Origin of the sequence: Caulobacter sp. 602-2 (assembly GCF_011043625.1) — a bacterium.
GTDB lineage: Bacteria > Pseudomonadota > Alphaproteobacteria > Caulobacterales > Caulobacteraceae > Caulobacter.
This window is the reverse complement of record NZ_JAAKGT010000003.1, coordinates 241552-254589: the sequence shown is the minus strand read 5'-3', so window position 1 is coordinate 254589 and position 13038 is coordinate 241552. Positions and strand designations below refer to the sequence as shown.

Annotated in this window: 12 protein-coding genes; 4 read left to right on the top strand and 8 right to left on the bottom strand. The window is 68.7% G+C overall.

Going from position 1 to position 13038, the window contains the following annotated elements; genetic code table 11:
* Positions 1–123: 123 nt before the first annotated feature.
* Positions 124–1389, bottom strand: a complete 1266-nt coding sequence (locus tag G5B46_RS09465; protein WP_165258087.1) for a hypothetical protein — start codon at positions 1387–1389, stop codon at positions 124–126.
* Between the two features lie 157 nt (positions 1390–1546).
* A complete protein-coding gene (locus tag G5B46_RS09460; RefSeq protein WP_165258085.1) occupies positions 1547–2137 on the bottom strand; it encodes a GNAT family protein in 591 nt (196 codons plus the stop codon).
* A gap of 167 nt (positions 2138–2304) precedes the next feature.
* On the opposite strand from G5B46_RS09460, the gene G5B46_RS09455 reads away from it, so the two are divergent.
* Positions 2305–3609, top strand: coding sequence for an acyl-CoA dehydrogenase family protein (locus G5B46_RS09455; RefSeq protein WP_165258083.1), 1305 nt, complete (start codon positions 2305–2307; stop codon positions 3607–3609).
* A 169-nt stretch (positions 3610–3778) separates the two neighbouring features.
* On the opposite strand, the gene G5B46_RS09450 is transcribed toward G5B46_RS09455, so the two are convergent.
* The 3 genes from G5B46_RS09450 to G5B46_RS09440 form a co-directional block, all read right to left on the bottom strand.
* The gene (locus G5B46_RS09450) at positions 3779–4720 is read right to left on the bottom strand and encodes a bifunctional riboflavin kinase/FAD synthetase (RefSeq protein WP_165258360.1); all 942 of its coding nucleotides are present in this window, start codon (positions 4718–4720) and stop codon (positions 3779–3781) included.
* A gap of 14 nt (positions 4721–4734) precedes the next feature.
* The gene (locus tag G5B46_RS09445) at positions 4735–5160 is read right to left on the bottom strand and encodes a MaoC family dehydratase (RefSeq protein ID WP_165258358.1); all 426 of its coding nucleotides are present in this window, start codon (positions 5158–5160) and stop codon (positions 4735–4737) included.
* A 76-nt stretch (positions 5161–5236) separates the two neighbouring features.
* The gene (locus G5B46_RS09440) at positions 5237–6097 is read right to left on the bottom strand and encodes a TIGR01459 family HAD-type hydrolase (protein ID WP_165258081.1); all 861 of its coding nucleotides are present in this window, start codon (positions 6095–6097) and stop codon (positions 5237–5239) included.
* Between the two features lie 291 nt (positions 6098–6388).
* Between G5B46_RS09440 and G5B46_RS24695 the strand changes: the two genes are divergently transcribed.
* Positions 6389–7738, top strand: a complete 1350-nt coding sequence (locus G5B46_RS24695; RefSeq protein ID WP_165258079.1) for a hypothetical protein — start codon at positions 6389–6391, stop codon at positions 7736–7738.
* A gap of 67 nt (positions 7739–7805) precedes the next feature.
* Here the strand turns inward: G5B46_RS24695 and G5B46_RS09430 are convergent, their stop codons facing one another.
* The 3 genes from G5B46_RS09430 to G5B46_RS09420 form a co-directional block, all read right to left on the bottom strand.
* The gene (locus G5B46_RS09430; RefSeq protein WP_165258077.1) at positions 7806–8492 is read right to left on the bottom strand and encodes a 2OG-Fe(II) oxygenase; all 687 of its coding nucleotides are present in this window, start codon (positions 8490–8492) and stop codon (positions 7806–7808) included.
* Positions 8489–9223 carry a methylated-DNA--[protein]-cysteine S-methyltransferase gene (locus tag G5B46_RS09425; protein ID WP_165258075.1) on the bottom strand — a complete coding sequence of 245 codons (735 nt, stop codon included), beginning with the start codon at positions 9221–9223 and terminating at the stop codon, positions 8489–8491. Before G5B46_RS09425 ends, G5B46_RS09430 begins: the two co-directional genes overlap by 4 nt.
* A gap of 133 nt (positions 9224–9356) precedes the next feature.
* Positions 9357–10625, bottom strand: coding sequence for an EAL domain-containing protein (locus G5B46_RS09420; protein WP_165258073.1), 1269 nt, complete (start codon positions 10623–10625; stop codon positions 9357–9359).
* 199 nt (positions 10626–10824) lie between these two features.
* Between G5B46_RS09420 and G5B46_RS09415 the strand changes: the two genes are divergently transcribed.
* Both G5B46_RS09415 and G5B46_RS09410 read left to right on the top strand, forming a co-directional pair.
* Positions 10825–11136, top strand: coding sequence for a FeoA family protein (locus G5B46_RS09415; RefSeq protein WP_165258071.1), 312 nt, complete (start codon positions 10825–10827; stop codon positions 11134–11136).
* Positions 11137–11141: 5 nt separating this feature from the next.
* Complete coding sequence (locus G5B46_RS09410; RefSeq protein WP_205691573.1) at positions 11142–13016, top strand: ferrous iron transporter B; 1875 nt, start codon at positions 11142–11144, stop codon at positions 13014–13016.
* Positions 13017–13038: the final 22 nt, after the last annotated feature.

Genomic DNA, 13038 nt, shown 5'->3' with positions numbered 1-13038 from the left:
GCGCGGATGTGGTTATCGCGCGTTATAGGTGGCCTGCGACCCAGCGTCGCGAACGCCGGTTTTCCAAGGCGTGGCGGCCGAAAGCGTCAGAGGTTTCGGCGTCTGCAACGCGCCAAATGAACCCTACGCCGCCTGCAGCGGCAGGGCGTCGGCCGGATTGGCGCCCAGGGCCGGCGGCTTGTCGAGCAGGGCGCTGACGGCCAGGCCGGTGACGTAGCCCAGGCCCGCGGCGCGGCAGGCGTCCAGCTCCTTGGCGTTGCGCACGCCCAGGACGCCCTGGTGCACGCCCTTGGCGCGATAGACCGACTGGCGCGAGGCGAAGAGCGCGATGGCCTTGATCCGCTCGGCGTCGGGCTCGTCGCGCAGTTCCAGGGTGATGCTGGAGGCGATGTCGCCCGGCAGGGTGTTCACCGGGAAGTTCGGGTCGGAGATGCAGAGGTCGATATAGGCGAACGAGCCCTGCAGGAAGGCGCGGATCTGCTGCAGCAGGCCCATCGAGGGTTCGCGCGGGGTGTCATAGACGGTGGCCCCCAGGCGCGGCTGCAGGTCGAGCGGATAGCGCGACAGGCGGCGCTTGTAGGCCTCCTGCGAGGCCGGGGTCGTCAGGTTCCAGAAGCTGAGCGGCAGGAACAGCGCGCCCTCGCCGGTCTTGACCGTCGGGAAGCCGAACTGGGCGTCGTTAAGGCCGGTGAGGTCGCGGGCCAGCAGCTCGCCGTCTTCTTCCGGGCGCGGGGCGGTCAGGTCGGCCTTGTGGCCCAGGACCGCGCCGACGACGCTTTCGGAGGGCAGGTGATAGATCGCGCGCCAGCCGGTGGTCAGGGGCGCGGCCGGCTTGGGCTGCGGCGCGGCGGCGACCGGGCGGACCGGGGCGGCGGTGGGCTTGGCGGGAGCGGGTTTGGCCTTGGGCGGCTCGATCGGCGCGGTGGTCGCGGCCGGCTTGGCCTGCGGCGCGGGCGGGGTCTCCGGCGGGGCGCTGGGGACGGCGCGAATCTCTTCGGCGGTGATCACCTGCACGTGGCCCGGGGCGCCCGAATAGCCGCGACCGGCCATCAGGCCCGCCAGTTCGGCCTGCGACAGGCTGGCGAACTGCAGCACCGCGTTTTCGTCGCCTTCGAAGGTCATCAGGCACACCTGGCCGCTCTTGCGGCCGGGGAACAGCGAGGTCTCCAGCTCGACGGCCAGGGCCTGCATCTCCTCGGGATCGAGGCGCTCGGCCTTGGTGTCGGCCAGCACGAAGGCCAGGGGCGCGACGACGCCGTAGCGGCGCGGATGCTTCCAGCGATGCTTGAGATAAACATCGGCGGCCGCCTCGACATGGGCGGGGGGAACGCTGGCGCCCGCCGTCTCCGCGGCGGTGAGCAGGATACGCAGGCAGGCTATGGCCGTCATGGACGGGAATTTGACCGCCAATGCTTGGCGAAATCCTTACGAGAGAAGGATAACGGCGGTTTTTTATGTATTGCCCAGGTATAGGTGCGGCAGGGTGTCGCAATCGCTTTCGCCTATGGCGCTTGCGACACCCCGGTTTTCCCGGTGACCGCGAGCTTTAGACGAAGTCTTCGCTGAGGCGGAACTCCAGGCGCTGCTTGACGCCGGGCCAGTCGAAATCGGTGATCGAGAACACGGCCGTGTCGCGCACGTGGCCGGTCCAGGTGATCTTGTGGCTGCGCAGCACGCCTTCCTTGCTGGCGCCCAGCTTCTCGACGGCGGCCTGGCTGCGGGCGTTGCGCACGTCGATCATGAACTCGACCCGGATGACGCCGGAGTCGAAGGCGTGGCCCAGCAGCAGGCGCTTGGATTCGGGGTTCACCGGACCCGAGCGGGCGTCGGGATGCAGGAAGGTCGAGCCGATCTCCAGGCCCTTGTGCAGGCGGCGGATGTTCAGATAGCTCGACGTGCCGACGATCTTGCCGTCCGACTTGCGGCGGATGGCGAAGCCGACGCGCTCGCCGCGGTCGCTTTCGCCCAGGAGTGCGCCCCACCAGTCCTCGAAACCCTCGCCGCAGCCGTTGACCGACATGATCTCCCAGCTGGCGGGATCGCAGTCGATGGCGCCGCGCAGTTCGTCGCGCAGGTCGGGGGTGATCGGTTCCAGCCGGACGTAGCGGCCTTCGAGGGGCTTGATGGTCAGGTTCATGACCGGTGTTTTCCGCCAGGAGCGGCCGCGTGACAAGCCGTCTGGCGGCCAGCCGCGTTCAAGACGACGCGAACGTTCAAACCGCCCGCAACGCCCGCTTGCCGCGCCCGTCAACTCGGTGCTACACATGCTTCAAACAAGTGTTTGAACCAGGGATCGGGAACGCCATGGACTTCGACATCTCTCCCCGGCAGCGGGAATTCCTCGACCGGGTGAACGGCTTCATCGAGGCGCACGTGCGTCCGGCCGTCCCCGTCTACGAAGCCGAGATGGACGTTCCCGCTGACCAGCGCTGGAAAGTCGTCCAGGTGCTGGAGGAGCTGAAGCAGAAGGCCAAGGCCGAGGGGCTGTGGAACTTCTTCATGCCGCCGCACAGCGGCCAGACCCATGTCGACGACACGTTCCAGTTCGAGGGCGTGCAGCTGACCAACCTCGAATACAGCCTGATCGCCGAACAGCTGGGCAAGATCGGCTTCGCGTCTGAGGTCTTCAACTGCTCGGCGCCCGACACCGGCAACATGGAAGTGCTGATGCGCTACGGCACGCTGGCGCAGAAGGAGCGCTGGCTGCGTCCGCTGATGAACGGCCAGATCCGCTCGGCCTTCCTGATGACCGAGCCGGCGGTGGCCAGCTCCGACGCCACCAACATCGAGACCCGCATCGAGCGTGACGGCGACGACTATGTCATCAACGGCCGCAAATGGTGGTCCTCGGGCGTGGGCGACCCGCGCTGCAAGGTCGCCATCGTCATGGGCAAGACCGACCCGACCGCCTCCACCCACCAGCAGCAGAGCCAGATCCTGGTGCCGATGGACGCGCCCGGCATCGAGGTGGTGCGCATGCTGCCGGTGTTCGGCTTCGACGACGCCCCGCACGGCCACGCCGAGGTGATCCTGAAAGACGTCCGCGTGCCGGTCGAGGACGGGCTGATCCTGGGTGAGGGTCGCGGCTTCGAGATCGCGCAGGGCCGCCTTGGTCCCGGCCGTATCCACCACTGCATGCGCACCATCGGGGCTGCGGAAGTGGCGCTGGAGAAGATGGTCAAGCGCCTGATGACCCGGAAGGCCTTCGGCAAGTACATCTCCGAGCACTCGGTGTGGGAGCAGCGCATCGCCGAGGCCCGCATCGACATCGAGATGTGCCGCCTCTTGTGCCTGAAGGCCGCCGACATGATGGACAAGGCCGGCAACAAGGCTGCGCGTCTCGAGATCGCTATGATCAAGGTCGCCGCGCCGCGCATCGCGCTCAAGGTCATCGACGACGCCATCCAGGCCCACGGCGGCGGCGGCGTGACCACCGACTTTGGCCTCGCCAAGCTCTATGCCGGCATCCGCACCCTGCGCCTGGCCGACGGCCCCGACGAGGTGCACTGCCGCACCATCGCGCGGATGGAATACTCCAAGTACGGCGACCTGGCTTACGCCCAGAAGGCCGAGCGCGAGGCGGCCCTGCACGTGCCGGGGATTCGTTGACCTGATCCCTCTCCCCTTGCGGGAGAGGGTGGCCTCCGCAGGAGGTCGGGTGAGGGGTTGCTCGAACAGAAACGCCGCGACGGCTGATCAGCTGTCGCGGCGTTTTGTGTCTGAGAGACCCCTCATCCGTCGACTTCGTCGACACCTTCTCCCGCAAGGGGAGAAGGATCTAGAAGCTCGGCGCGACGATCGCTCGGGCCTGGGTCTCGTCGCAGCGGATCTGCTCGATCATGAGCTCGATGCTTTCGAACTTCAGTTCGGGGCGCAGGAAGGCGATCAGCTGGGTCTCGATGACCTGGCCGTAGAGGTCCTCGTCGAAGTCGAACAGCCAGGTCTCCAGCCGGGTCTCGACCTCGCCCGTCGTCGGGTTGTTGCCGAGGTTGGCGACGCCCGGGATCACCCGGCCGTCGGGCAGGCGGGTGCGGGTGGCGTAGACGCCGAGCTTGGGCACCACGTAGTCGACGATCTCGACATTGGCGGTGGGAAAGCCCAGCTGCCGGCCCAACTGCTGGCCGCGGCGCACCACGCCCTCGATGGCGAAGGGCCGGCCCAGGATGCGGGCGGCTTCCTCCGGGTGGCCGGCCCGCAGGGCCTCGCGCACGCCGGTGGACGAGAACTTCTCGCCGTCGCGGTTGGCGACCGGCTCGGCCACCGAGACCGAGAAGCCCAGCTCCTGGCCATAGCCCTTCATCGCCTGGGGGCTGCCGGTGCGGCCCTTGCCGAACGAGATGTCGAAGCCGACGGCCACGTGCCTGATCCCCAGGCCCTGGTGCAGCACCCGCTCGGCGAAGGCGCGGTCGTCCAGCGTGGCCATCTCGAAGTCGAACGGCAGCAGATAGAGGAAGTCCACGCCCAAGCCGCTCAGCAGGCGGGCCTGCTGCTCGATGGTCATCAGCCGGAAGGCCGGTTCGGTGGGGCGGAACAGGCGACGGGGGTGCGGGTCGAAGGTGACCACGCCCAGCGGGACCTTCAGTTCGCGCGCGGCCTTGGCGGCCTCGGCGATCACCTGCTGGTGGCCGCGATGCACGCCGTCGAAATTGCCCAGGGCGACGGCGGCGCCCTTTTCCTCGGGCGGCACGTCCTTCCAGCCGTGGACGATCTTCAGGCGCACGCGCTGATCCATGCTCAGGCGCCTTTCCTGGGAACCAGGACCACGGCCTCGCCGTCGACCACGGCCTTGCGGCCGACGATGCAGGTGGTCGACAGCGTGACGCGGCCCTTGGCCTCGTCGATGGCGGTGACGGCCACCTTGACGACCACGGTGTCGCCGATGCGCACCGGCCGCTTGAAGTTCAGCGACTGCGAGAGATAGACCGCGCCCGGGCCGGGCAGGGTGGTGCCCAGCGCCGCCGAGATGTAGCCGGCCGACAGCATGCCGTGGGCGATGCGTTCGCCGAAGCTGGTCGTGGCGGCGTAGTCGGCGTCGAGGTGCACGGGGTTGGTGTCGCCCGTGACGTCGGCGAAGGCCTGGATGTCGGCTTCGCCCACAGTGCGGCTGAACTCGGCGGTCTGGCCGACGCTCAAGTCCTCGAGAAAGAGACCCTGCATGATCCCCGATCCTGCGTTCTTATGATTGTTGTTGGGGCTTTTTAGCGCGCCGGCCAGTCTTCACCAGACCAGATTGGCTTCACCAGACCAGATCGGCGATGGCGTGGGTCGCGCCGACGCTTTCGGCGGCCAGCAGCTTGGCCACCGCCTCGGGGGCCAGCAGGCCGTCGGGGCCCAGCGCCTTGTCGCCGTGGATGCCCTTGGCGACGAACAGGCAGGCCAGCTTCTGGTTCTCGGCGCCCAGGACGTCGGTGATGATCCCGTCGCCGATGCACAGCACGCGCGAACGGTCCACCGGGCCGCCCTTCAGGCGCTCGGCTTCGGCCAGGGCCAGGTCGTAGATCGCCGCATAGGGCTTGCCGGCCATCACCACCTTGCCGCCGAGCTCTTCATAGAGGTCGGCCAGGGCGCCGGCGCAGAAGATCAGCTTGTCGCCGCGCTGCACCACTCGGTCGGGGTTGGCGCAGATGAACAGCAGGCCGCGATCGGCGGCGACCTGCAGGCGCGCGCGATAGTCCTCGGGGACTTCGGTCTCGTCGTCGTAGAGGCCCGAGCACAGGATGAAGTCGGCGTCGTCGCAGCCGGCGAGCGACAGGTCGAGACCGGCCCACAGCGGCGCGTCGCGGTCGGGGCCGATCTTCCAGACCTTCTTGCCCGCCTGCGGCGTCAGCAGCGAGCGGGTGGCGTCGCCGCTGGTGACGAAGGCGCTCCAGGCCTCGCGCTGAACCTTCAGGCCGTCCAGCTGGGACAGCACGTCCTTTGACGGGCGCGGGGCGTTGGAGATCAGCACCACCGGCCCGTGGTCCTTGTTGAAGCGCTCCAGCGCCTCGCAGGCTTCGGGGAAATTGCGCACGCCGTTGTGGATGACGCCCCAGACGTCGCAGAGCACCACGTCATAACGGTCGGTCAGGGCGGAGAGGCCGGCGGGAAAGTCGATCATGGGTTGGGCGGGTACCGGTCGAAAGCGAGGGCGTCAATGGAGGCGGGGGCGCTCGCCGATGCCCGTCCGCGCTGGGCATATGGTGATGCTGGCCCGGCCCATCAACGGGGCGCTGTCTATCGGTCAGTCGTCAATATCGATGTTACGTGCGGTTGCTTGTAACGTCGTTATATTCATTCATGTTTCTTAGTAATTTCGAGCTTAACTGTACGATAATACATGCGCACTACTTCATTGCGACAGGGGGCGGCGGAAGAATTCCGAGCCTGATTGTGTAAGTGAGTTTGTATAGTGCGTAGCATCTCGAAGAAGTCGGTTCTGTTCTGCTCGGCTGTTGTGGTTTCTTTCTTTGCCGCTCAAGGCGCCTTTGCTCAAACGACGCTCGGCTCCGGCGCGACCGCCGTTGACGCCACCGCCACCGCCGTCGGCGTGGGCGCCCAGGCGAGCGCCACCCATTCCACCGCGCTGGGCGAAGGCGCAAACGCCAGCAACGCCAACACGGTGGCCATCGGCACGCACACCACGGCTTCGGGCAACAACGCCACCGTCATCGGCGCCAACGCCTCGGCCACCCAGAACAACAGCGTGGCCATCGGCTACGGCTCGGTCGCCAACGAAGCCAACACGGTCTCGGTCGGTTCGGCCGGTTCGAGCCGCCGGATCACCAACGTGACCGCCGGCGCCAACCCGACGGACGCGGCCAATGTCGGCCAGATGAACGACGGCGACGCCATCACCCTGATCAACGCCAAGGCCTATACGGACACCGCCGTTTCGTCGGTCGTCAGCACGGCCAACGCCTATACCGACACCGCCGTCGCCGGCGTCGTGTCCTCGGCCAACGCCTACACCGACACCAAGGCGACCCAGACGCTCGGCCAGTCGACCCTCTATACCGACGCGGTGGCCTCGCAGACCCTGAACTCGGCCAACGCCTATGCCGACACGGCCGCCGCCGGCGCCCTGACCTCGGCCAACAGCTATACCGACACCGTGGCCTCGCAGACGCTGACCTCGGCCAACGCCTATGCCGACACGGCCGCCGCCGGCGCCCTGATCTCGGCCAACAGCTACACCGACACCGTGGCGTCCCAAACGCTGGCCTCGGCCAACACCTATGCCGACACCGTCGGCGTGCAGGCCGTGGCGACCGCCAACAGCTATACCGACACCAAGTCGGCCCAGACCCTGGCCTCGGCCAACACCTACGCCGACACCGTCGGCGTCCAGGCCGTGACGACCGCCAACGCCTATACCGACACGCGTTCGGCCCAGACCCTGACTGCGGCCAACAGCTATACCGACACCAAGTCGGCCCAGACGCTGGCCTCGGCCAACGCCTACACCGACTGGCGCGTGGACAGCTTCACCAGCCAGTTCGACAATCGCCTGAAGAACGTCTCGGCGCGCCTCGACGGCGTGGGCGCGATGAGCTCGGCGATGGCGATGATGGCGGGCAACAGCGCTGGCGCGAACGCCGGCCTGACCAACCGCCTGTCGCTGGCCGTCGGCGGCTATCGCGGCCAGGCGGCGATCGCGGCGGGCTACACCCACAGCAGCCGCGCGGCCAGCTTCAACGTCGGCTTCTCGGCCACCGGCCGTGACGTGATGAGCGGCGGCAGCTTCGGCTTCGCCTGGTAAGCGTCGAGCAGACCTGATCCAGCAGGACGGCCCCGGAGGAGACTCCGGGGCCGTTTTCGTATCGGCGTCAGGTCGCGTCGTGGAAGATGACGCCCAGCGTCCGGCGGGTTCCGCCGCGCACCTCGCTGACGCCGTGGCGCAGGATGCGGCGATGGACGCCGCGCGTTCCGTCGGCCGGCCGTTCGCGCACGGCGAAGATCACCCCCTCGCCCTGGGCCAGCGGCACGACCTGGGCGGCCGACTGCTGGCGCGGGCGCTGCTCGACGATGACGAACTCGCCGCCTTCGAAGTCGCGTCCGGGCTGGTCCAGCAGGAAGGCGGCCTGCAGCGGAAAGACATGCTCGCCGTAGAGGTCCTGGTGCAGGCAGTTGTAGTCGCCCGGGCCGTAGGTCAGCAGCAGGGGCGTGGGGCGCGCCTGTCCGGCCTCGTGGCAGCGATCGAGCATACCTTCGAGGGCTTCGGGAAAACGACGCTCTTCGCCCAGCCGCGCCATCCAGCCGTTGGCGATCTGGGCCAGCGGCGGATAGAGCCCGGCCCGCAGCTTTTGCACGACCTCGGGCAGGGGATAGGCGAAGTACTTGTACTCGCCGCGGCCGAAGCCGTGGCGGGCCATCACAACCCGGCTGCGGAACGGGGTTTCCTGCACGTAGAGGTCTATCACCCTGGCGCAGGTCTCCGGCGTCAGGACCGGGCCGGTCAGGGCCCAGCCCCGGCCGTCGAGCTCGGCGGCGATACGCGTCCAGTCCAGGTTCACGCCGCCGCCTCTTGCGCGCGCTCGCGGTCGAGCAGGGCCTGCTTGCGCGCCACGCCCCAGCGATAGCCCGAAAGGCCGCCGTCCGAGCGAACCACGCGATGACAGGGCGTCAGCACGGCCAGCGGGTTGGCCCCGCAGGCCTGGGCCACCGCGCGAACGGCCTCGGGACGGCCGATGGCGCGGGCCACCTGGGCGTAGGAGGCGGTGGCGCCCGTGGGGATGTCGCGCAGGGCCTTCCAGACGGCGCGCTGCAGGTCGGTGCCGCGCTCGTCGAGGGACAGGCCGGCGGCGGCTCGGCCTTGGATCGCCGACGACAGGGCCGCCAGGGCGGGGGCGACCGCGCCGGCGTCCTCGACCAGCCGGGCGCGGGGGAAGCGGGCGGCCAGGTCCTGGACCATCGCCGCGCGGTCGTCGCCGAGGATCAGCAGGGCCAGGCCCGTCTCGGAGGCCGCCGCGAGGGCCAGGCCCAGCGGCGTCTCGCCAAGGCCGTAAGCCAGGGTCTCGATCGGCTCGTCCGGGCGGCAGCGCAGGCAGGGGCGCAGGTCGGCGGCGCGGGCGGCCTCGCGCGTTTCGTAGAAGGCGACGTTGCGGCGCAGAGGGCGGCCCGCGCAGCTGGGGCGGCAATAGACGCCGGTGGTGCGCACGCCGCAGAAGAAGGCGCCGTCGGCGGCGCGGTCGCGACGCTCGATGGCGGCCCAGCGATGCTCGTCAGTGGGATAGGCGGTGGTCATGTCGGGCTCCTTTCGGATCTGCCGACAGGATCGCGCCGTCGCCCGCTCGCGTCATTCCGATGCTTGCGGTGAAACGAAAACCGCCGCCGGAGCGGGCCCCGGCGGCGGTCTCAAGTCTCGTGAAGCGGCTAGCCTACCAGTTCGCGGCGCGGCGGCGCAGCGGGGCCTGGACGAAGTCGGCCGGCGGATCGGTTTCGGCCAGCACGGCGTCGCGGATGGCGCGGGGCTCGCCGAACAGGTGACCCTGGCCGTAGCCGATGTCGAGATCCAGGATCTCGGCGATCTGGCGCTCGCCCTCGACCTTCTCGGCGATCACCTCGACGCCGTAGCGGCGCATCAGGGCGGCGAAGTCGGCGGCGTTCAGGTCGGGCAGGGAGCTCAGCACCAGCTTGCCGTCCTGCTCTTCCAGCTGCTCGAGGATCAGCTGGGCGCCGACCTTGACGAACTTGACGTCGGCGCGGGCCAGGTCCTGGAAGTCGAGATCCAGGTCCACGACCTTGTCGAGGCTGAACTGGAAGCCCAGGCTGGCCAGGCGCGCCATGTGGCGGGCCTCGACCGGGCCGCGCTGGTTGAAGGCGGTCTGGCCCAGTTCGAAGATCAGCGAGCCGGCCAGGTCCTTGTTGCCCTGCAGGAACTCGAGGAACTGCGGGAAGAAGGTTTCGTCGGCCAGGCTGGCCAGCGAGATGTTGCAGAAGATGCCGACCTTGCGGTCCTGCTTGGCCAGGCGGCGCACGATCTGCACGCAGCGGAACAGCAGCAGGTTGTCGACCGCCGTCATCAGGCCTTCGGGCTCGGCCACGGCCAGGTACTCGGCCGGCATCATCACGCGGCCGGTCTCGTCGCGCAGGCGCGAGAAGCTTTCGTAGAAGACGGTGCGGCGCTGGGGCAGGCTGACGACCGGCTGCAGGTAGAGGTCGACGCGGTTCTCGGCGAGCGCGTCCTGCACGGCTTCCAGCACGGCGTTGACCGGGGCGGCGGCGCCGCGGCCGCGGGCGTCGTGGCGGGCGGCCGCGACCTGATGGGTCAGCTGGCTTTCCAGGCGCTCGCTCATGCGCTGCATCAGGTCTTCGAGCTGGTGGACCTCGCTGGTCAGCTCGGCCGAACGCTTCTCGGCGTCCTCGGCGACGCTTTCGACCAGGCTGGTCATGCGCGCGTCGATCTTCTCGATCTGCTCGACCAGGATGCCGTGGGCCTCGCGCACGGTCTCGATGTCCAGCTTCAGCTGGGCGTTGTCGAACATGCCGCTGATGATGCCGTGGAACGCAAAGCACAGGCCCAGGGAGCCGATGAAGGCCGACAGGCCGACGGCCGGCGTCGCCCCCATGCGCCACAGCAGCAGGGAGACGATAAGAGCCAGGCAAAGATAGGCGCCGGTCAGCAGAGCCAGCTTGAGCCTTCGCATATCGGGTCCCTACGAATCGCTTGCAAAAATTAATGCAACCGGAGCGGCCTTGAGTCGAATAGATTAACGCGGCTGGGCCATTACGCCGCGCCATGCCTGTTAATTTTTTCCGCGACCGGCGTTCGAAGGGGGCATCTTTCATCGACAGTGGCGGTTGGGGCTGATAATCGTTCGCAACTTTTTGCCGCGAGGCCCAAGAATGTCCGACGCCGTCCTCACCGCCGATGACGCCCTTGCTTCCGACGCGCCGATCCGCGCCCTGAGCATGGCCTCGCGCGGCCAGAAGGGCGTCATCGTCGCGGTGCGCGGCGACACCGGCGCGCCCGAGGCCGTGGCCGCCGAGGAGCTGGAGCGCCGCCTGCTGGAGATGGGCTTCGTCGAGGGCGCGCGCATCGAGATCCTGCAGGAAGGCCTCTTTGGCCGTGATCCCATCGCCGTGCGGGTGGACGACACCCGCGTGGCCCTGCGCCGCCGCGAGGCGCGCGCCGTGACCGTTCAGTTCGACGGATAGACGCTTTGACCGACACCGCTATCCGGCCCGCGCGCGTCGCGCTGGTCGGCAATCCGAATTCCGGCAAGACCGCGCTGTTCAACGCCCTGACCGGGGCCCGCCAGAAGGTGGCCAACTACGCCGGCGTCACCGTCGAGCGCAAGGAAGGCCAGCTGGTCACGCCGGGCGGCCGGACGATCCGCGTCCTCGACCTGCCGGGCACCTATTCGCTGCGGGCGCGCAGCCCCGACGAGGTGGTCACCCGCGACGCCGTGCTGGGCCGCCTGTCGGGCGAGACCGCGCCGGACGTGCTGGTCTGCGTGGCCGACGCCACCAACCTGCGCCTCGTGCTGCGCCTGGTGCTGGAGCTGAAGCAGGTGGGGCGGCCGTTCGTGCTGGCCCTCAACATGTTCGACATCGCCCAGCGCCAGGGCCTGCGCATCGATCTGGAGCAGCTGAGCCGAGAGATCGGCGCGCCGATCGTCACCACGGTGGCCACCCGCAAGCGCGGCCTCGACGAGCTGCTGACCCAGGTCGACACCCTGACGCTGACCCACTCCAACGCCGGCGACAACACCTGGCGCGAGCCCAGCGCGGCCGAGATCCGCGCCGCCCACGGCGAGGCCCAGCGCATCTATCGCGACTGCGTGCGCCCGCCCGAGCGTCCCGACACGGTGACCGGCAAGATCGACGCGGTGCTGCTGCAGCCCGTGGCCGGCCTGGCGATCCTGACCATCCTGATGTTCCTGGTGTTCCAGTCGGTGTTCGCCTGGGCGACCGTCCCGGCCGACGCCATCGACGCCGGCTTCGGGGCCCTGGCGGGCCTGGTGTCGGAGCACCTGCCGGAGGGCCTGATGGCCAGCTTCATCGCCGACGGCCTGATCGCCGGCGTGGGCAGCGTGCTGGTGTTCCTGCCCCAGATCCTGGTGCTGTTCTTCTTCATCCTGATCCTGGAAGACAGCGGCTACATGACCCGCGCGGCCTTCCTGCTGGACAAGCTGATGGGCGTGGCCGGCCTGCACGGGCGGGCCTTCATCCCGCTGCTGTCGAGCCACGCCTGCGCCATCCCCGGGATCATGTCGACGCGGGTGATCGACAACAAGCGCGACCGCCTGACCACCATCCTGATCGCGCCGCTGATGACCTGTTCGGCGCGCGTGCCGGTCTACACCCTGATTATCGGCGCCTTCATCCCCAACCAGAAGGTCTGGGGCGTGCTGTCGCTGCAGGGCCTGGTGATGTTCGGCCTCTACGCCAGCGGCATCATCTTCGGCCTGCTGGTGTCGTTCATCATCCGCCGCATCTTCTGGCGCGGCGCGGCCGAGCCGCTGATGATGGAGCTGCCGACCTATCGCTGGCCCGAGCCGCGCAACGTGCTGCTGAACCTGTGGACCCGCGCCAAGATCTTCATGAGCCGCGCCGGCCGCATCATCCTGCCGCTGATGGTGCTGGTCTGGGTGCTGGCCACCTTCCCCTATCCGCCGGAAGGCGCGACCGGGCCGGCCATCGACTACAGCATCGCCGGCCGGGTCGGTAAGTTCATCGCGCCGATCATGGAGCCGATCGGCTTCAACTGGCAGATGACCGTGGCCCTGATCCCCGGCATGGCCGCCCGCGAAGTGGCCGTGGGCGTGCTGGGCACGGTGTACGCCGTCGGCGGCGACGCGGACTCGCACGACGCGCTGACCGCCCTGCTGTCGGCGCAGTGGTCGCTGGCCACGGCCCTGGCCTTCCTGGCCTGGTACGTCTTCGCGCCGCAGTGCCTGCCCACGCTGGGCGTGGTCAAGCGCGAGACCAACAGCTGGGTCTGGCCGACGGTGATGTTCGTCTACATGGTGGGCCTGGCCTACCTGGCGGCCTTCGTCGTCTATCACACGGCCGTGGCGCTGGGCGCAGGGTAGGCTTGTTCCGGTTGTGTTCCGT